The 19,198-nt window shown below is 63.9% G+C and carries 12 protein-coding genes; 8 read left to right on the forward strand and 4 right to left on the reverse strand.

Annotation, left to right across the window (positions count from 1 at the left end; genetic code table 11):
* The first annotated feature begins 895 nt into the window (after positions 1-895).
* The 5 genes from AC0L2F_RS16920 (at position 896) to AC0L2F_RS16940 (ending at position 13,076) form a co-directional block, all read left to right on the forward strand.
* Positions 896-3,283: a tellurite resistance TerB family protein gene (locus tag AC0L2F_RS16920; protein WP_473249118.1), complete on the forward strand. Its 2,388-nt coding sequence runs from the start codon at positions 896-898 to the stop codon at positions 3,281-3,283.
* Positions 3,280-4,614 carry an ATP-binding protein gene (locus tag AC0L2F_RS16925; protein ID WP_473249119.1) on the forward strand — a complete coding sequence of 445 codons (1,335 nt, stop codon included), beginning with the start codon at positions 3,280-3,282 and terminating at the stop codon, positions 4,612-4,614. The genes AC0L2F_RS16920 and AC0L2F_RS16925 overlap by 4 nt, the downstream gene beginning before the upstream one ends.
* Positions 4,583-6,820 carry a DEAD/DEAH box helicase gene (locus AC0L2F_RS16930; RefSeq protein WP_473249120.1) on the forward strand — a complete coding sequence of 746 codons (2,238 nt, stop codon included), beginning with the start codon at positions 4,583-4,585 and terminating at the stop codon, positions 6,818-6,820. The genes AC0L2F_RS16925 and AC0L2F_RS16930 overlap by 32 nt, the downstream gene beginning before the upstream one ends.
* Before the next feature lie 308 nt (positions 6,821-7,128).
* A complete protein-coding gene (locus AC0L2F_RS16935; protein WP_473249121.1) occupies positions 7,129-9,735 on the forward strand; it encodes a PD-(D/E)XK nuclease family protein in 2,607 nt (868 codons plus the stop codon).
* Positions 9,732-13,076 carry a UvrD-helicase domain-containing protein gene (locus AC0L2F_RS16940; protein ID WP_473249122.1) on the forward strand — a complete coding sequence of 1,115 codons (3,345 nt, stop codon included), beginning with the start codon at positions 9,732-9,734 and terminating at the stop codon, positions 13,074-13,076. The genes AC0L2F_RS16935 and AC0L2F_RS16940 overlap by 4 nt, the downstream gene beginning before the upstream one ends.
* 65 nt (positions 13,077-13,141) lie before the next feature.
* Here the strand turns inward: AC0L2F_RS16940 and AC0L2F_RS16945 are convergent, their stop codons facing one another.
* The 4 genes from AC0L2F_RS16945 to AC0L2F_RS16960 are packed head-to-tail and all read right to left on the reverse strand — an operon-like array spanning position 13,142 to position 17,262.
* Positions 13,142-14,569, reverse strand: a complete 1,428-nt coding sequence (locus AC0L2F_RS16945) for a DUF2235 domain-containing protein (protein WP_473249123.1) — start codon at positions 14,567-14,569, stop codon at positions 13,142-13,144.
* Positions 14,570-14,583: 14 nt separating this feature from the next.
* Positions 14,584-15,567, reverse strand: a complete 984-nt coding sequence (locus tag AC0L2F_RS16950) for a CBASS cGAMP-activated phospholipase (protein ID WP_473249125.1) — start codon at positions 15,565-15,567, stop codon at positions 14,584-14,586.
* The gene (locus AC0L2F_RS16955; RefSeq protein ID WP_473249126.1) at positions 15,564-16,028 is read right to left on the reverse strand and encodes a type II CBASS E2 protein; all 465 of its coding nucleotides are present in this window, start codon (positions 16,026-16,028) and stop codon (positions 15,564-15,566) included. The genes AC0L2F_RS16950 and AC0L2F_RS16955 overlap by 4 nt, the downstream gene beginning before the upstream one ends.
* Positions 16,029-16,062: 34 nt before the next feature.
* Entirely contained in the window at positions 16,063-17,262 is a 1,200-nt protein-coding gene (locus AC0L2F_RS16960) for a nucleotidyltransferase domain-containing protein (RefSeq protein WP_473249127.1), read from the reverse strand.
* Between the two features lie 220 nt (positions 17,263-17,482).
* Here AC0L2F_RS16960 and AC0L2F_RS16965 point away from each other — a divergent pair, with 220 nt between their 5' ends.
* The 3 genes from AC0L2F_RS16965 to AC0L2F_RS16975 are packed head-to-tail and all read left to right on the forward strand — an operon-like array spanning position 17,483 to position 19,190.
* A complete protein-coding gene (locus AC0L2F_RS16965; protein WP_473249128.1) occupies positions 17,483-18,019 on the forward strand; it encodes a hypothetical protein in 537 nt (178 codons plus the stop codon).
* Positions 18,016-18,438 carry a hypothetical protein gene (locus AC0L2F_RS16970; protein WP_473249129.1) on the forward strand — a complete coding sequence of 141 codons (423 nt, stop codon included), beginning with the start codon at positions 18,016-18,018 and terminating at the stop codon, positions 18,436-18,438. The genes AC0L2F_RS16965 and AC0L2F_RS16970 overlap by 4 nt, the downstream gene beginning before the upstream one ends.
* Entirely contained in the window at positions 18,435-19,190 is a 756-nt protein-coding gene (locus AC0L2F_RS16975; RefSeq protein WP_473249130.1) for an ImmA/IrrE family metallo-endopeptidase, read from the forward strand. The genes AC0L2F_RS16970 and AC0L2F_RS16975 overlap by 4 nt, the downstream gene beginning before the upstream one ends.
* Positions 19,191-19,198: the final 8 nt, after the last annotated feature.

The following is a 19,198-nucleotide window of genomic DNA, read 5'->3' on the forward strand; positions in this document are numbered from 1 at the left end:
CCGCTGGTGGCGCCGGCTACCGAGCTTGGAAAGTCCCAATTGATCCGGGGGACCTGTTCACCGCCGCTCCGTGGCTAAGCCGGCTCGTCACCCGCCGAGGCCGCCAGGGTAGGCAGATGCCGCCTCCGGTCGGTACCCGCTCCGACGGAGCGCACGAGACGCCAGCCGCCTCCGCGCGTCTCGAAATCGACCGAGATCGACGGCCGAATCGGCCGCGCGAGTGGTACACGGCGGTGGTCACAAACGTCGCCCGGCCTTTTCGGGAATCCTTGTTTTCTGCGGGTTTGCGCGCATTTCCGGCATGGGGGGAGAGATTCCCACTCTCTCTGCTGCGGTAAGATTCAAGCGGCGTGTTTTCGAGGCGTAAGCCCCTGCCCAAAACGGACGAAGGTCCCAGCCGCGGGTGAGCTCGACGTGACGATCGGACAGGATCCAGAGGCGCACGGTTTCCTAAAAGGAAGCGATCTCCTTATTCTATAAGAGAAATCGACCTTGGCTGGCGTTGGCTGGGCCGCCGCATTCGGGCAGATCGTTGGGAAAAAGAAGGCGGCGAGGAAGGGAAAGCGGACCCCGGTCGGTGACAGGGTTCAATTCCTGACGATGATGCATCCGGACGTAATCGCGGACGTTAAGCGGCGGCAATCGACGAGCACCGGGCCGCCTGGGATGTGATGGAGCAGGCGGCGAGGGAATCCTGAAACGCAGAAGGGCCAAGAGAGCGGTCAGCGTCTAATCTTCTACGAAGTCAATGTCATGCAGCGGCAAGGCGACGGAAAATGCGTGGAAACGGGAGGGGCGCGCCCCGATTGCGCTTGCGACCCTCAGCAACTCCATGTGACGGTCTGAGGATGGTCGGCTGTTTGGCTGGCGCAGGTATCATCACCGAAACAAAGCGATGGGGCGACGCAAGACCAGCTCGGCCGGCATGGGAATACTCATCGTTCTGGGCCTCGCCTTCTGGGCCCTGAGCGCCGCGTATCATTTCATCCAGCAAAATGCGGCCGCGATCGCCGTCGGCGCCATCGTCTTCGGGCTCGTGCTGCTGATCTGGTCTATCTTTTCGCGGGCCGGATCGAAAGGCGCGGCCCCGCCCTCGCTTCCCCGAGACATCTCGGTCACGGCCGCGGTTCCGGGGGAGAAGCAGTCCAAACGAGTCCCTGCGCGTTGGATCGCATCTTCAGAACCCGTGGCCGTGCTGGGGGCGCAGATCTCGGGAGGTTTGTTCTATCTGGGCGACTTCTTGCAACTGCCAGACGGTCGCTCGACCGATCAGTACGTGATCAATCCGAAGCTCTCGGCGAGCGCGGCTCGGCCAGACGTCGAGGGTGCCTCGATGCCGTACTGGCCGTCCTATGCAGGCATCACTCCCTCTGCCCGTCGCGCATTCCTGAACTGGATGGCCGAAGGACGCAACGGCTATGCCTATGGCGTGGGGCACGTGTTCCTTTTCTTCTATGCTCTGGAGCACCGCGCCTTCGTCGACGCCGATCCTGTGTCCTTGCCTGCTCTGATCCAGGAAGTGGAGCGGCTGTTGACGGTCTATGGAGATAACAACTCGTTCCGCGGCTACGCCACGCGATTTTTGAGCTGCGCCAGAATAGCGGCGGGCATCCCGATCTCGCCGCCTAAACCTTCACCGGAGCGAACAGTTTCCTCCGAACCGGATATAGCGATCCGGTTTCGCCTTGGACTGGCGCTGCAGCAGGACGGGGCACTCGGTCCTGACGATGCCTTGCTGTGGGCACTCGCACTTCCGGACGTCTATCTCCGAACGCCCGCGGTCCGGTGTTTCGAGGAATTCGAACGGCTCTTTCGCCATCGGTTCAGCGAGCGCTACCCTAACGGATTGGCGCTTCGAGCGACCGGCAACATCCGCCTCAACTACAAGGCCGCAAGCGGCGCCTTCGAGGTGTCGATACCTGGTAACCACGAACGATATCCGGACATCTGCCAAGCCTCAGGAAGGGCGCCGGCCGATCTCAAGACGATCGTGCAGGAGTGCACGGACGAACTCGACAGTTTCAGTCGTTTCGTGGGCCGCCGTCCGGAAGCTCGGGAGTCCATGCAGGCCGCGCTCTTGCTTCCGGAGCCACTACAGCGAGATCCCGCCGACGGCCGCATTCACCTCTTCGGCCAGAAAATGCATCGCTTGATGGGCGGGCACAAACGCGCCAGCACGAAGATGCGCAACATGCTGGAGGCCGCGGGCTTCGACATGCCGGCGAACGGCAAAGTCACGCCAGCTCTTGCTGATCAACTCGGCTCGGTTCTGGACTGCATCGACATCGCGATCGAACCGGATCGCCGCTATGGAAGCGGCGTCCCTCAACTCGACGACCAGGTCATCATCTTCAAGGCGGATGGCGGGGGGAAGGTCGATCCCGATGGATCGAGCTACAGAGCGGTCAAGATCCAGGTCGAGGTGGCCGTGCTGGCTGCGGCGGCCGACGGCGACGCCTCTACAGACGAGATGAAGCGTGTGATCGCGGGTGTCCGAGAGGCCGCTGACCTCACTCCGATCGAGCAGGCCCGGCTGATCGCCTACGCCGTGACCGTGTTCAACAGTCCGCCCAAGCAGGATCGGGTGATGCGCAAGCTGGGGGAGCGAAGCCCGGAGGAGCGCACGATCATCGCGGACGCCGCACTCGCTGTCATCGCCGGCAACGACAGCGTCGATCCGAGCGAAGTGCGCTTTCTGGAGCGCCTTCACAAGGCGCTCGGGCTTCCGAAGGAGCGGGTCTATTCCGCCCTTCATCGGGCAAGTCCGCCGCAGGCAGCCGACGAACCCGTCGCCATCTCGAAAGAGGTCCGCACCGCGGGCATACCCATCCCCGCCTCGGAGAAGGCGCCTACTCCAGTTGCGGCGGTCGAGCCGGTTGCGGAGACGGCACCGGCGTCGACTATCCGCATAGATGCTGTCCGTCTTGCGCGTACCCAACGCGAGACTCAAACGGTCGCCGCGCTCTTGGCTAACATCTTCGAGGAGGACGCCCCGTCTCCGGCCGAACCCGCGCCCGCGGCCCCACAGACGATCGGCTCGTTCGCCGGGCTCGACGCCGAGCATGCCGAGCTGCTCGAACTGCTCGAGATCAAGGGATCCTTGCCGCGAGCGGAATACGAGCAGCGCGCGAAGGACCTCAAACTGTTGCCGGACGGCGCCATCGAACGGATCAACGATTGGGCCTTCGATCGGTTCGAGGAGACGATCATCGAGGACGGCGAGGACGTCGTCATGGTAGAGCATCTGCGCGAAAGGCTCGCTCAATTGAGAGAAGCGGCATGAATCCTTCTACTCCACGGCCCGTCAAAGCCAAGGACCGAGACACTATCATCCAGGCGCTCGCCGCCGGCGTGGTGCCGCGCATGGGCCTGTCACACATTCAGGTCGGCCGAGCGGCCGAGATCACAGCCCTGGTCCGCGACATCGACCGGATCTCGGATGGCGGTGCCGGCGTTCGATTCGTCATTGGAGAATACGGTGCCGGCAAGACGTTCTTCGCGAACCTGATCCGGCTCATAGCCTTGGAGCGGAAGTGCGTCACGGTGCACGCCGATCTCGCGCCGGACCGACGCATCCACGCGAGCGGCGGCCAGGCCCGGGCCTTGTACTCGGAAGCAATCCGCAATATGGCCACTCGCACGAAGCCTGACGGCGGCGCATTGGCCGCCGTGATTGAGCGGCTGGTAACGGACTCCGTCAAGGAAGCCGCCGATCGGCAGCTTCCGGTCGAGACCGTCATCGATCAGAAGCTTGCCCCCATTCAGGAGTTCGTCGGGGGGTACGATTTCGCGGTCGTGCTGAAGGCTTACTGGCGCGGCAGCGAGAATTCCGACGAGACATTGAAGACCTCCGCGCTGAGGTGGCTGCGGGGCGAATTCTCGACGAAAACGGAGGCCCGCCAGGCGCTTGGAGTTAGGTCGATCGTCGACGATGACAACGTCTACGACTCGCTGAAGTCGCTCGCCTGTCTGACGCGAGTGGCCGGTTACGCCGGTTTGGTCGTGATGTTCGACGAGATGGTGAACCTCTACAAGCTCCAGAACTCCCAGGCCCGAAATCAGAACTTCGAGGAGATCCTTCGCATCGTGAACGACGCGCTGCAGGGCAACACGACCGGGATCGGCTTCGTGATGTGCGGGACGCCGGAATTCCTCCTCGACACGCGGCGCGGCCTGTACAGCTACGAAGCGCTGCAATCGCGCCTGTCCGAGAACCGCTTCGCGGCCAACGGCCTCGTTGACTACAGCGGTCCGGTCATCAGGCTTCAGAGCCTCACGCCGGAGGATCTTCTCGTTCTCCTGTCCAACATCCGGAATGTCTTTGCTGGCGGAGATCCTACGAAGTTCCTGGTGCCCGACGATGCCCTGACGGCGTTCATGGATCACTGCAATCGCCGCATCGGGGAGGCGTACTTCAGGACGCCGCGCACAACGGTCCGCGCATTCGTCCAGATGCTCGCCGTTCTCGAGCAGAACCCGGGCGCCCGCTGGCAGGACCTGATCGGGGGGATTCAGATCGTCCCCGACGCGCCAGATATGGCGGCCCCGGACGAGACGACCCAGTCCGCGCGAGGGGAGGGCGATGAGCTCACCGGTCTTCGCATCGGCAGCTGAAGGCGCCTACGATCGGCTCCATCCCAAGATTCGGCGCTGGATACGCGACCAGGGCTGGGATGAGCTTCGTGAGATCCAGGCGCGCGCCATTGGCGCCATTCTCGACGGCGCCGGCGATGTCGTGATCGCCGCCGCGACCGCCGCCGGTAAAACCGAGGCTGCGTTCCTGCCCATCCTGACGCTGACCGCCGACAGGAAGGCTGCCGGATTCTCCGCGATCTACATCAGTCCTCTGAAGGCGTTGATCAACGATCAATTTCGGCGACTGGACGAACTTTGCGAGGCGATGGATATCCCTGTCGTCAAGTGGCATGGGGACGCGTCCCAGGCCGAGAAGAGGAAGGCTATTGCGAAGCCTTGCGGCATCGCGCTGATAACCCCCGAGTCGATCGAAGCGATGCTGACGCGACGCCCTGGGGACGCGGTGCGCCTCTTCGGATCGGCCGAGTTCATTGTGGTGGACGAACTCCACGCTTTCCTGCAGGGCCCTCGCGGGCTCCACGTGGCCAGTCTCCTGAAGCGCATTGACGCGATGGCTCGGAAGCCGGCGCGCAGGGTCGGACTGTCGGCGACGATCGGAGATATGGACCAAGCGATGGCCTGGCTCCGGCCGTCTGACCCCGGCAACGTCGACCTTCTGGTGGCGAAGACCGATGCACCGGAGTTGAGGCTCCAGATACGCGGCTACATCGAGCCGCCCGATCTGGACGATCCGGATCATGCCGAAGGGGCCAGCCATGACGCTGAAGCCCCCAAGCGGATCGCACTGGACGCGATTTGCGACCACCTGTTCGAGAACTTGCGCGGTACGAACAATCTCGTATTTGGCGGCTCCCGCCGGACGGTGGAGTCGGCCGCTGACCGCCTTCGGCGTCGATGCGAAAAGGCGGGGGTCCCGAACGAGTTCTATCCTCATCACGGCAGTCTCTCGAAGGTTCTCCGAGAGGATCTGGAAATTCGGCTGAAGGACGGCGGCCTGCCGACGACGGCGGTCTGCACGTCGACGCTTGAGCTCGGGGTGGATATCGGCTCCGTCAAGTCGGTCGCACAGATCGGCGCGCCCCGATCCCTCTCGTCCCTTCGGCAACGTCTGGGGCGGACGGGGCGGCGGCGCGGAACCCCATCGATTCTCCGCGTCTATGTCCGCGAGCCCTACGTCGACACCAGGTCCGGGATCCTCGACCAGTTGCGGCCGAATACCATCCGGTCCGTGGCGGTCGTCCGCTTGCTGCTGGCCGGGTTCGTGGAGCCTGCCGGGCCAAGCCCGGAAACGGCTTCCACACTGATCCATCAGATACTGTCCGTGATCGCCGAACGCGGCGGCATCCGCCCGAAACCCCTGTTCGACCTGCTGTGCGGACCGGGTCCGTTCAACTCGATCGATACGGCAGACTTTGCGCAATTGCTGCGCCATCTTGGCTCATCGGAAGCTCGATTGATCGAGCAGGCGCCGGACGGGGTTCTCATGCTTGGCCCGGAGGGAGAGAAGATCGTGCAATCGCGCGACTTCTTCGCGGTATTTGAGAGCTCCGAGGAGTGGCGCCTTACGGCGAGCGGCCGCACGCTCGGAACTCTCCCCATATCCTTCCCGGTTCACAAGGACAGCCTGGTCGTCTTCGCCGGCCAACGATGGGTCGTGCTGGACGTTGATGAAGCCGGCAAGGTTCTATCCGTCGCCCCGCACCCCGGAGGCATGGTGCCGAGGTTCGAGCCTTCCAGCGGGGAGCCCGCCCACGACCGGCTGCTGGTCGAGATGAGGGCGGTTTACCTCGACAACGACGTTCCGGAATACCTGGATAAGGCAGCCCAGGAGCTGCTGGCCGAAGGCCGCGACACCTTCCGGGAGCTCGATCTCGAGAGGCGAGCCATCGTCCAGGAACAGCGCGATCTTCACATGTTCGTCTGGAGGGGATCGCAGACAACAGGCGTCTTCAGCGCGGCGTTGGGTATGGCGGGCTTGGAGTGTGGTGTCCACGATCTGGGGGTGACCGTGCCCAAGACGACGGCCGCACAGATGATGCCGATTCTGGAAAAGCTCGGCTCGATGTCGGCGCTCGAACCCCTGGACGTCGCAGCGTTCGTTAAGAACGTGCGCGCGGGAAAGTTTCAGGATTTCGTCCCGGAGGCGCTCGCGCAGAAGCAATGGGCCCTTCAGAACGGACAGTTCGTCGGCACGGCTACCGCGATTGCCAAATCATTGCGCTGACCAGTCGCGCACCCTGGATTCGAATTCGCCGCAGACTCGAAGAATCCCCTGCAGAATCGAAAGTCGGTTCTGGAGCGGCACGGTTGTACCTATCGTGTCGCTTGGCCGCCGAAACTCGTGGAGACGGGCGCCTTCTTAGGCAAACGAAGTTGCCGCGCGAGTTCACTCGTGAAACTATCCCGCGGGTTTCAAGGATTCAGCTGCGCAACCGACAACGGTCAACCCGAGGCGCACCAACGGCGGGGGCTTTTCGTCGGCAGATGCAAGTGCGCAGAACGGTGGTCGTTCATACGATTCTCGCGGGTCACATGATCCGGGTAGATGCCGCCCGGCGCAACGAGGCCGGCGTGCAGGTGATGACCATGGGCCAGCTTGCCGCGAGACTCGCCGGCGGCCTTCTTCAACCTGTCGATCTCAACGTCCTCACGGGAGCGGTCAGGGACGCGCTTCCGGAAGTCGAGATGGGCGAACTCGAGCCGATTAAGGGCCTGCCCGGAATGCCGGCGGCCGTCGGCGCCACGTTCGACAAGGCATGGCGCGCCGGAATTGATCTATCAGAGGTCGGTCACCCGCGAACCGACGCATTAGCGTCCCTGGAGCAGGCGGTCGTGCAACGGCTGCCGGCGTCGATGAAGCGTCCGCGCGATCTGGTGGAGCTGGCCCTGCGACGGATCGGACATGCGCCGGCCGTGATCGGTCCTCTGGAAGTCCAGGGCCATAGCGAGATGTCGCCGTGCTGGCGGCCGCTTCTGATCGCGCTCACAGAGAGTATTCCGGTGTCGTGGATCGCCGGCCCGAGGCATGTTCCGGACTGGCTGAAGCGGACCAAAGTCGAAGTGGTGACGGCGCCGGCGGCCGAGCCGCAGCCGCAAGTGTTCTCCTGCGCAAATCAGCTTCACGAGGTCGGCGAGGCTATCCGCTGGACGAGGGCGCTGCTGGCCAAGGGTGTACCGGCATCCGATATCGCCATCGTTGCGGCCAGCCCGGGCGACTACGACGATCACGTGTTCTCAACCGCGCGCGACGCCAATTTTCCCATCCATTTCGTGCACGGCGTGAAGGCGCTCACTACCGCTGACGGCCAGGCTGCCGCAGCTCTGGCGGAGGTGCTGACGAAGGGGCTGTCTCAGGAACGGTTGCGCCGCCTGCTGTCGCTGCTGCAGAGCGGGCCGCTGCGCGATTTGTCGGTACGGTGGATGCGACTTCTTCCTGCCGACGCTCCGCTGACCTCGGCCGAGCGGTGGGAGAGGGTGTTGAGCCAGGCGGAGGACGCCGACTGGCCGGATGGCAAGAACCGAACGGCCGACGTGATGGAGGTGATCCGCTTGCTGGACCGGAGCGTCGAGGCGGCTGAGCTGGCGGGCGAAGCCTTGCTGGGCGGGGTTCAACGGTCCCTTTGGCGCCGGGCCCTACGGGACGGGCCGGCGCAGGCCTTGCCGGTTACCTTGACCGAGTTGCGCATCGAAGACGGCATCGAGCCCGCCGCCAGCGTGATCTGGACGTCGGCCATCGCGCTTGCGTCTTCGCCACGACCGCACGTCTGGCTGCTGGGGCTGAATGCCGGCCGATGGCCCCGGCGGATTTCCGAGGACGGGCTCATTCCGGATCATGTGCTTCCGATCGAGCAGCTCGATCCTCTGCCGGTTGCGGACGGCGACAAGCGGGATATCACGACCATCGTGAGCACGGCGCAAAGCATCGCGATTTCATTCAGCCGGCGGGATGCGGAAGGCCGCATGCTCGGGCGCTCACCGCTGATCTCCGATATTCCTACTCCGCAAACCTACCTCGACCGTGCCGGCACGCCCGAGCATGCCTTTAGCGAATCCGACCGTCTTCTGGCCCGTCCATCCGAGTTCTCGAGCCTGCCGATCGCAGTTTCCGGACTGGCATGTTGGCGCGACTGGCACCGCAACGAGATCACGGCGCACGATGGCTTGATCGCGCCGGCGCACCCGCGGTTGATCAAATTGCTCGAGCGGCCCCTGTCGGCGACCTCGCTGAAGATCCTTCTACGCGATCCGATCCGCTTCCTCTGGCGCTACGGTCTGGGGTGGAAGGCTCCCGAGGACGCGGACGAGCCTCTGACCTTGGATCCGAGCGCGTTCGGGACGTTCGTCCATGCTGTGCTCCGCGATGCCGTGGAGCATTTGGAGGGCGACGGAGGGCTCGCCGCGGCCGACCGGGCACGGATCGAAGCCGCGCTTGCCGATGCACGCGAGCGCGCTGTCGCCCTGTGGGAGAATGTGCAGCCGGTGCCGCCGGACGTGATCTGGCGCAGCACCACAGCGCGCGGGCATGCGCTTGCGGCCGCCGTGCTGGCATACGGCCTGGAACCGCTGCCCGAGCAGAAGACCTGGTGCGAAATACCGTTCGGTAAGGCCGACTCGAAGGACAGTGGTCGCGATCTGCCCTGGTCGCTGGGCGCGTCGGTCGAGATTCCCGGGACCGGTCTGTTGATCGAAGGACAGATCGACCGGCTCGATCTTGCAGGAGACGGGTCACGTGCGCGCGTCATCGACTACAAGACCGGCAAGATCGGCAAGAAGATGGACGAGGTGGTGATCAAGGGCGGCGCCGAGTTGCAGCGGTGCCTCTATGCCTTTGCCGTCAAGACGCTGCTCGGCGGCGGCATCGCCATCGAAGCTTCGCTTCTCTATCCGAACGCACCCGAGGGCGATCAGGCGCTGTTTCCGCTCGCGGACCTTGACGGGGCACTGGCAAAAGTGGCGTCGGCGGCGGTTGCCTCGCGTAATGCGCTGCTCGCCGGCATGGCGCCTCCGGGCGAAGACGCCGATAGCGACTACAACGATCACGCCTTCGCGCTCCCGGCCAACGCCGGATATCTGCTGCGCAAGCTGCCGATCGCGCTGACCGCGCTCGGCCCGGCCGCTGCGGTCTGGGAGCAGCCATGAAGAGCATCCCGGATCTCGCGGCACGGCTGACCGCGCTGACGGCCATCGACCGAACCCTCCTGGTCGAGGCAGGCGCCGGATCCGGCAAGACGTCGGTGATGGCCGGCCGTGTCGCCGTGCTGTTCGCACGCGGCGTCGCCCCGAAGCACGTGGCCGCGATCACCTTCACCGAATTTGCCGCCAGCGAACTCCGCCTTCGGATCGAGAAGTTCACGAAGGAGCTTTCCAGGGGCGAGGTGCCCCGCGATCTGGCCCAAGCGTTTCCGAACGGCATTCCGGAGACCGAGAAGTCCAATGTCTATCGCGCCTACCAGTCCTTCGACCAGCTCACCTGCAGCACGATCCATGGTTTCGCGCAGGCGCTGATAAAGCCCTATCCGGCCGAGGCGGGCATCGATCCCGGGGCGGACATCGTCGATCCCACCGAGGCGGACCTCGCCTTCAAGGAGCGTTACGATTCCTGGCTGAAGGAGCGGCTCTCGGACGATGTCGGCGAGGGCTTGATCGCCCAGATCATCCTCGCAAGCGAGTCCGCCGGACTGGGGCTCGTTGAGGAGGTGGCCCAATTCCTGCGCAAGAACCGTGACGCCCGCTGTGTGCCGGCCGCATGGTCCCCGCGTGCCATGGCGGACTTCGCAGAGGCGGTGGAGCAATTCGAAGCTGAGCTTGGCGGGTATGCCTACCGCGAAGAGAACACGGCGCTCAGATGTCGGGCGATGCGAGTTCTCGCCGATATTCTCAGCGGCCATGGTCTGGCTGAGTCCGCGCCCAGCAACGCCGCCGTGATCGCGGCGCTCGACTTCGAGCGCGACGAGAGCTGCTTTACCCAGGCGGGCGGGCGAAGAGCGCTGCAGACCAAGACGAAGTGGCAAGACGCCGCAGCCAAGGCGGGCCAGTCGAAGGCCGCGGGAGTGGCGGCGTTCGACGCGATCCAGCCGCGGTATCAGGCTTGTCACGACGCCTTGGAGGCGTTGCTCGGCGCCGTCGCCGGCGAACTGCTGTCGCGGCTGTGCGAAGAGGTGCGGAGCCTTCTGGAGGAATGGCGCGACTACAAGAGGGGTGCGGCGCTCCTGGATTTCGACGACCTGCTGTACAACGCGCGCGACCTGCTGCGCGACCATGGCGCGGTGAGGCAGGCGCTGTCGCAGCGTTTGCGGCACGTCATGGTCGACGAGTTCCAGGACACCGATCCGCTGCAGACGGAGATCCTGTGGCTGATCTGCGGAGATGATTGCGTGGGAGGCGGTGCATTGGCCCGGCCGCTCCGCCCCGGCAGCCTGTTCATGGTCGGCGATCCCAAACAGGCGGTCTATCGTTTCCGTGGCGCCGACGTAAACGCCTACATCGCTGCACGGTCGGCGGTTGATGCTGGCTCGCAGATCAAGATCACCGCAAACTTCCGCTCGGTCGAGCCGATCCTCGCCTTTGTCAATGCGCGATTCGAGGCGGTGCTGTCGGCGGCCGGGCAGCCCGGGTTCTCCGAATTATCCCCGATCCATCCCGCGATCGGAGACAAACCCGGCGTGTGCGCACTCGACGTCGTGGTCGAAGGCGAAAAGCCCAAGGCCGCCGCGATCCGCGACGCCGAGGCGGGCGTGGTCGCCGACTTGTGCGACAGGTTAGTCGGCAATCTGGAGGTCCGCGATCAACACACGGGAGAGATGAGGCCGTGTCGGTTCGGCGACATCGCCCTGTTGGCGCCCGTGGGCACCGAGCTCTGGCGCTTCGAGGAAGCGCTGGAAGATCTCGCAATCCCCGTCTCGACCCAGGCAGGCAAGGGCTTCTTTCGGCGGCAGGAGATCCAGGATCTGATCGGGCTGACCCGCACTCTCGCCGATCCGCGCGACACGCTCGCCTTTGGCGCGGTGCTGCGTGGACCCCTGGTTGGTCTCTCCGAAACCGAACTGCTCGACATTTCGGAAGCGCTACCGGCCGATCCGGCGCGGCAAGGGCTGCCGATGCTCACGATCCGGACCGATCCGGCGAGCGTGGCCCACGTGCTCGCCAAGGACGTCCTGACGAAGCTATCGTCGCTGCGCAAGCGGGTGCGTACCACGACGCCTTTCGCGCTCCTCGCCGATGCTGTCGCGGCCCTTCATCTCCGCGCGCAGATACGGCAACGCTTCAAGGCCGGTGCCGAACGTGCAGTGGCCAACGTCGATCTCTTCCTCGACATGTCGCGGGCCTATGACGTCCGCGGACTGCGGGCCTTTGCGAGCGACATGCGCGCGAACTGGGAGGAGGCGGTCCGTCAGGTCGAGGGCCGGCCCGACGCTGAGCAGGAAGCGGTCTCGCTGATCACCGTTCATGCGGCCAAAGGTCTCGAATGGCCGGTCGTCATCCCGATTAACATGACCGGCGCGCCTAAGGCCGACGCGGGCCTGGTGCAGGATCGCTCGAAACATCTGTTTTCGATCCCGATCTTCGGCGCCTGCCCGACCGGCCATGCCGATATCGAGGCTCGCGCGGAAGAGGAGCAGCGGCGCGAGCGCGTACGCCTGTGGTACGTGGCCGCGACCCGGGCCCGCGACCTGCTGATCCTGCCCAGGCACTCCGCCGACCTGTCGGACAAGTGCTGGGCGAAGCTCGTCGATTTGAGCCTCGCTGGTCTTCCGGCGATCAACCCAAAGGATGTCGGCACTGCGAAGGACAGGAACGTCGCGCCGCGAGAGAACGGGCAGACCCGCGAGACCTTCGCTGCCGAGGCGACCGCTATATTCGACGCGCGGAAGACCGTGGTCTGGCGTCGCCCAAGCCGGAGCGAGCTCGATCAGGTGGACGAGCCGGAAGCGAAGATCGAAAGTGGCGATACTACAGAAACCGGCGCTATGGAGCCGGCTGCCGTTCTCGGCAGTTCGACCCGCGGCACCATCCTCCACAAGCTGATGGAGGAGGTGCTGACCGGAGAAGCCTCCGACGCCAGGACGGACCTTGAAAAGCGGGCTGCGGAATTGATCCGGCAGATGGGCCACGAACCGGCGGCGGATCCGAAGAACGGCATCAGCGCCGTCGAACTCGCCGCCACGGTGCTGCGGACGCTCGCTCTTCCGGACGTCATGACGCTGCGACCGCGCCTCGCCCCCGAGCTCCCGCTCTTCGGAAACCGGACCCAAGAAGGCAGCGAGGTCCTGCTCTCCGGACAGGCTGACGCGGTTGCGTTCGATGACTCCGGCGGCATCGACGCCGTCGTCGATTGGAAGAGCGACGTGGATCCGGACGCCTCGAGCATTGGTCACTACAGGCAGCAGATCGAGGACTATCGGACGCAGACCAAGGCCAAGCGGGCACTGCTGGTCTTCATGACCACCGGGCAGGTAGTCGAGCTCGACCAGGGTTGCTGATGGTGAGGCGCTTCGAAGCGACGCCAGAGATTAGTCGCGGCTGAGAACTGATATCGAAGGCAGGCTTAGCCGGGCGGTTGGTCCACGACGTAAAATTGCTTCGTTTTTAGGTGCGAAGCCAGATTCTTCGGCCTATAGGCACCACGTTCGTAGTAATGCTGTACGCCGTCCTTCGCGGCGAAGCGCTCAAGCACCGTCGGATGAAGGACGGCTTCGCTCTGCACTTCACGTAAACCTTCGGTCCACTTGATGCGCCCCCGCAAGTGACCGGGTTCGCGTTCGTCGTGCTGCGGACCAAAGGGGTCCGGATTCAGCTTCAAGTATCTATCATCTACCTTGATCCCGAAGCCGTTCGGGGTTGTCCCGTCCGGAAGGTTCTTGGCCGCATGCGCCATCCAACCCAGCGAGATGTCGGAGAGGCGGGCTTCGTTTTCCGGATAGCTACCTCCGACATCGGAATGGTTGCCGGCAAACCAGACCTGCTGCAGCCAATCCGGATATTCCTCGGGACGCTCCGGACCCTTGTTGTGCGAACCGCCCCAAGGAACCCGCGCGAAGTCAGCCCGGTTTTCGTCGATGGACATGGCGTGGCGCGCGTACCAGACAGCATTGTTCAGGTGCAGGTCATAGAATTTCATCTTCGGCGAGGCGAGGTGCAATGTCTGCCAAAACGTATAGCCGGGGAGGCCTACGGCGGACTTCATGTGCGTGGCGACGTAGCCTATTCCCGCGGTAACCGCCGCGAACCCGGCCGCCCATAGGAAGGTAGGCAGGAACGGTAACAGGAAAAATGACTGTGCAAAGCTTAAGGCGGCGATGACGCCGGCGGCGCCAGCTACCAGAGCGGCGGAGAGGACGTAGCTGCCGAGCGATGCGACCGTGTCGAACACTCCGACGAAGAACGGAACGGCATTGGCAGCGCCGGCGGTATCGCTGCCATATTGCTGGCGAAAGCGCGTTGCCAGCGCCTCGCGTTGAGGCAGGTACTTAGCGTCCTTCGGCGAACTGACGTGCTGGTACACCTTTTTTACGGCCTCGCGGGCGATGCGGGTGGTCGTGCCGAAATCGCGCCGCAACGGTGAGCCGTCGGACATCGTCGTCGGGACGCCGCACTGGCCCAGCACGGCGGCAAGACAGCGGACCGTGTAGGCGCCTCGGCTGAACCCGAAGAGAAAGATTCGGTCGCCCGGCTCCCACATCCGGATGATGGCGGCATAGCAGTCGATGATATTGGTGGTGATGCCGAGGCCGGTCGCCTGGCTGGCCACATTGTGCAGCCAGCGATAGGCGCGCGTGGCGAACAGCGCGCCGCCCGGTGGTTGGGAGCCGAGGCCGGCGTCGTAGAAGGCGAGCTGTTCCCGCGGGTCGATCGCTGTGTCGGGGCCGCAGCGCGTCGCCCGGTACAGCTTGTAGACATTGGAGCGGTTCTCATCCGGACGCAGGCCGCCGGCTTGGCCGGTGCCGTCGGAGAAGATCAGGATGTTCTTGGGCATGGCGTCCTCGCCGGTCAGAGTGAGTGGAAGGGAACGAAGGGCTGCGCCTCGCGGTCGAAGAAGTGGCGCCGCAGTTCGGGCAGTTGTTCGCGGGCCTCGGTGAATCCGCGGTTCTTCATCTCGGCAATGCGTTCTGCATCATCCATCGTGTAGCGGCCAGCGGGCGCGGTCTGGTCGATGCGCCAGATCGCGCGGTGGTCATGGCCGTCGCCGGTCACGATCTTGGCCGTCCCGAGTGCGCTGTGCGACTGGCCCGCCATGAACAGGCGCGCGATCGAGGACGCCATCGGAAGCTTGCCCTTCCACCGCGGCGGTGCCTTCACGTCGTTGATGGTGCCGATGCTGAGGATCTTCAGCCTGTCTGCCGGCCAGTTCAGCATCCCGACGGCCTCGATCGTCGCCACGCCGATCGGGTTGTTCGCCCAGACGCCGCCATCGACGAGTTCGATAGCGTCGTCCGTCATGTGGGGCTTGAGGAAGGTAGGCGCGGCCGCCGTCGCCATCGCTGCATCCAATGCGCGGACGCGGTAGTCGGTCTCGAGCCGCCGGTGATGGGCCGTCTTGTAGATGTAGACGCGCTCGAGCATCGGATGCCATGCGGGAATCACCAGACGGGTGCGACTTTCGCCGAGCCGGCGCTCGCCGAGGATGTCGGCGATGGCGTCATGCAGCGCCTTCGAGGAGTATTTAGTTCCAAACCAGTGCATGGCTCCGCGCAGCCGCTGCCGGACAAAGTTGCCGACCAGGCCGTGCTGCTGATCGAAGATGGCCGGTCCCCGATCCTCATAGAGCTTCAGGATGTCCTTGGCCGCCAGCCCGAGGCCCAAGGCAATCGCGATAATGCCGCCGGTCGATGTGCCGGCGATCAGGTCGAAGTAGGACCGGATCGGCGAGCTCAGGTGATCTTCCAGCTTGGCGAGAAGGGCCGCGGGAAACACGCCGCGGATGCCGCCGCCGTCGATCGACAGGATCTTGTAGGTGCGCGTTTCGTCGATCATTCTTCGTTTCCAATTTCGCATTCGTCGGGCCGGCGGATTCCTAGCCGACGCCGGCCTTTCCGGGTGCGGGAGACTTCCCCTGGATGCATGCCGCCGCCCTTCCACTCTCCCGACTCCAGCCAGTCTTCGAAGTAAAACAGCCAGAGAGACGTCCAGGGCACGATGGTCTGGTCGAGCCGCAACCACGGCTGCCATTCTCGCGTCCCCGGCAAGTAAAGGCAGAGGCGCGTGGGGTTGCGGTAAATGTGGGGAAGGTTGCGGTCGCCGGCGAGCAGCTCGATGTCAGGGTCGACGACGAAGACCCTGGGCGACGCGTCACAAGCCATCTCGATCCGGATCAGGTAGTCCCGGCTCAACGGCGTTGGCGACGTGGCGTAGACCCACGTGAAGCTGCTGGCCCGCAGGGTGCCGGCGCCGGCGCTGAGGGGATTGCCCTCCAGGTTCACGTATTGCTGCGCCATCGTCAACGCTTTCGGTCGTCCGAGCCGCATGATGTCACGGCCTGTCGCCGAAGAAGGTGTTGGCGCGAACCGGGGTCGCGCTTGCCGCGGTGCCCATCACCAGGCCTGCCGGCCGCGAGACCGCCAGGCGGTTCGTGGTGCGGGCGGTGTCGACGCGTTCGGTCAGGGAATCCATCGCCTTGTTCGCCGGCGCCGTGCCGAAGATGTCGCCCAGGAGCCGGCGCACCTGGTCGAGACCCCGTGCACCAGCAAGGTGCTCGACGTCGGCGACGACCTTGCCGTGCCACTCGAAGAAGGCGGTCGCTCGCGCGGGATGCCTGTTCCACTTCTCGCAAAAGTTTTCGCCTGCAGTGGTCTGGTTCCACAGGCACCACACCAGACGGCCCTCGATCGTGGTGGTCTGCAGCATCTCTGGCATCCGGCGGAGCACGTCGACGATCAGGTCGAGTTCGTGGTCGTACTCGAAGTTGCTGACACACGTTTCGTAGGCCCGCGACGCCAGCGTCGTGATGATGATCGAGAGCGGTGCGAACCCTTGGTCGTCATCGATGAAATGGACGTCCCGGTGGCGCTTGGCGATCTGCACGATGCGGCGAAGGATGCCCTTCAGCCGCTTCTCCTCGGGGTAGGGCTCGACCTGCGCGTCGGACCGGGCGCTGTCGAAAGCCTTGCCGAACACCGACCGGATGCGCGGCAGAAGCGCTGCCCGCCGCTCAAACTTGGCACGGTAGCCCTGAGGATTGGACGCTTTCCACATTTTTAGCGTCTTGTCGGGAACGAGCTCCCCACCGAGGCGGCATTCCGGATTGGGGATCGAGGGTGTGATGTCGAGGTGGAATTCGTTGGCATAGTCCAGCCGCCAACACCGCGGCATCTCAACCAGCAGCCCGGCATAATTGCCGTTGCTGCGGAGCCGGTCGCCGATTCGCTGCTTGAGCAGCGCCGGCGAGACTGCGAGGTCGAGGTCGGGAACGTGCGCGACCAGGTCAACGTCGTGCTCGTTGGCTCCGATCGGCTTCACGGCCGTGCCGATGGCAACCGACCCCTGGAGCCGGATTGCGATCGACGCCAACAGCCAGTCATCGGACCGGGCGAGCCAGTCGCCGACGCCTTCATACCGCTGCTTCGCCATGTCACGCTGATAGGGAGACGGCTCAACGTACTGGCAGATCTCCTCGATGAGGCCCACCAGCTGCGATTGGCGCAGCTGCGCCCGTTTCGCGACGTAATTCATTGTTCTGACACCAGTTTTCGAGCTGCTCGCCCCGGTTGCTTCTCGGAACCGGTTGCCTCTACACTTGTGTGCCCGTCAGCGACGGGTTTCGGACTCAAGAAAATTGTCCGGATGCGCTCTCTCGGCGGCATTTGAAGTGTGAACCATGGACGAGGTCAGCGCTCCACCACCCGGTCCTCCGGGGTCGACCGCAGCGGAACATCTCAGGTATGAGGAGGTGTTGGCCGCGCTTGACGGGCTGACACCGTTGGATCTCGCTCGGTTGAGCGGAATCGAGCGTAGGCATCTCGCTGGCACCGACTTTGCGGATGGCGAGTTGCTTCGAGAGGCAATGGATGCCGCGCTGCTGGAGGAGAAAAAATGCTCTCGCGCGATTTCATTCGTCGCCTTCTTGGTCCAGTCGATGCGGAATATCGCGGGTCGGCGACGCATCGCGCTGTTGCGGCAGGTGCCGCCAGAAGACGCAAAGACCGGGGACGGCAACGTTAAGTCACCACTCCGGGAATCCGGACCGAGCCCCGAAGATGCCGTGGTTCGAGCCGAACAAGCCCGCCAAGCGTCTGAAGTTTGGGCGAAACTGGCTCCTCTGTATAGTGCTGACGAGGAGATGAGCATGGTGCTGTTGGGTTGGGAGAATGACATGAGAGGCGAGCCGCTTCGTGATTTTGTGGGCGTGGATCAGGCGCGCCTGGATTATTTGATCAAGCGGATCCGTCGTATTGCACGCCGCGAACACCCGAGGGGTTGGCCGTTATGAATAAAGATCCAACCGAACTGGCAAAGATCAGCAACGCTATCGACGACAGCATTCTCGAGGCGTCCGAGGCCGATCTTCGTGAAGAATTCAAAGAGGCTGGCGACGATTTCGACAAGGCCATCGCCCGCGGCAGTTCGGTCATAGTGGAGGCGAAGGCCCGGGCGGCTCGGATGCGATTCAAACGAGCTCAGGACGAGGTCAAGGCATTCCGCGATCAGGAGAACATCAAGAGTTTGGACTTGGAGAAGGCGCGCCGGCGGTTGGATGGAATGAGGTCAGGTGGGGTCGCGGACGCGATGATGGCTGCGCGCAAGGGTGGCAAGCTCTCGGAACGTGACGAGGAGAACCTATTGAAGGATTTGGCGCAGCTCGAGGCGCTTGAAAACGACGAAGGCGATAAGGAAGAAGGGGAAGAATGACCCCGGCAGAGCGCCTGCTTGTCGGGCTCGGGATCGCGAAACCTAAGGATATCGACCTCGACGCCATCGCATGGACGCAGGGCGCAGTGGTCAATTACAGGCCGATCGACAACTGCGAAGCTACGATTGTGGGATCGAAGAAGCGCGCTGTAATCTCGGTCAATAGTCTCAGCATGCGCCAGCGTCGCCGCTTTTCCCTCGGACACGAACTTGGGCATTGGCACTTCGACCGCGGAAAGGTTCTCTTCTGCGGCAAGAACGACGTCTGCAATTTCAGGCATGACGCGCTCAGTCCGGAGCGGCTGGCCGACGACTTCGCCTCCGATCTGATCCTTCCCAATTTCATGGTGCTTCCGCGACTTCGGAAGATGAAGCGGCTCACTTTGGCGGCGTCCAGGGAGTTGGCCGACGAGTTCGACGTCAGCCTCACGGCCACGCTCGTGAAGATGACCTCGTTGAACCATTTTCCCATGATCATCGTTTGCCATAACAGGCGAGAGCGCGTTTGGTACAAGACGTCCCCGATGATTCAGCAATGGTGGCGGCCCGTCAGGGCACTCGACGATCAGACGTTCGCCGCCGACATGCTGCTCCGGGGCGCCGACGAACAGCACTTCCCCCGAAAGAATCCTGCCGATGCGTGGTTCGATTTCAAAGGATGCGACCGGTATGAAGTGGAAGAGCAGTCGTTCCTTCTGCCGGACGAAGAGATCCTGACCGTGCTCACGCTGCCCCGCCAGGCTATCGTTTAATCTAAAAG

It is taken from the genome of Bradyrhizobium sp. Ken64, assembly GCF_055807555.1.

What these genes read in the sequence shown, in the direction of transcription:
- AC0L2F_RS16920 (WP_473249118.1), top strand. Translation starts at nt 896, where the DNA reads ATGGGGCGACGCAAGACCAGCTCGGCCGGCATGGGAATACTCATCGTT.
- AC0L2F_RS16925 (WP_473249119.1), top strand. Translation starts at nt 3,280, where the DNA reads ATGAATCCTTCTACTCCACGGCCCGTCAAAGCCAAGGACCGAGACACT.
- AC0L2F_RS16930 (WP_473249120.1), top strand. Translation starts at nt 4,583, where the DNA reads ATGAGCTCACCGGTCTTCGCATCGGCAGCTGAAGGCGCCTACGATCGG.
- AC0L2F_RS16935 (WP_473249121.1), top strand. Translation starts at nt 7,129, where the DNA reads ATGATCCGGGTAGATGCCGCCCGGCGCAACGAGGCCGGCGTGCAGGTG.
- AC0L2F_RS16940 (WP_473249122.1), top strand. Translation starts at nt 9,732, where the DNA reads ATGAAGAGCATCCCGGATCTCGCGGCACGGCTGACCGCGCTGACGGCC.
- AC0L2F_RS16945 (WP_473249123.1), bottom strand. Translation starts at nt 14,569, where the DNA reads ATGCCCAAGAACATCCTGATCTTCTCCGACGGCACCGGCCAAGCCGGC.
- AC0L2F_RS16950 (WP_473249125.1), bottom strand. Translation starts at nt 15,567, where the DNA reads ATGATCGACGAAACGCGCACCTACAAGATCCTGTCGATCGACGGCGGC.
- AC0L2F_RS16955 (WP_473249126.1), bottom strand. Translation starts at nt 16,028, where the DNA reads ATGGCGCAGCAATACGTGAACCTGGAGGGCAATCCCCTCAGCGCCGGC.
- AC0L2F_RS16960 (WP_473249127.1), bottom strand. Translation starts at nt 17,262, where the DNA reads ATGAATTACGTCGCGAAACGGGCGCAGCTGCGCCAATCGCAGCTGGTG.
- AC0L2F_RS16970 (WP_473249129.1), top strand. Translation starts at nt 18,016, where the DNA reads ATGAATAAAGATCCAACCGAACTGGCAAAGATCAGCAACGCTATCGAC.
- AC0L2F_RS16975 (WP_473249130.1), top strand. Translation starts at nt 18,435, where the DNA reads ATGACCCCGGCAGAGCGCCTGCTTGTCGGGCTCGGGATCGCGAAACCT.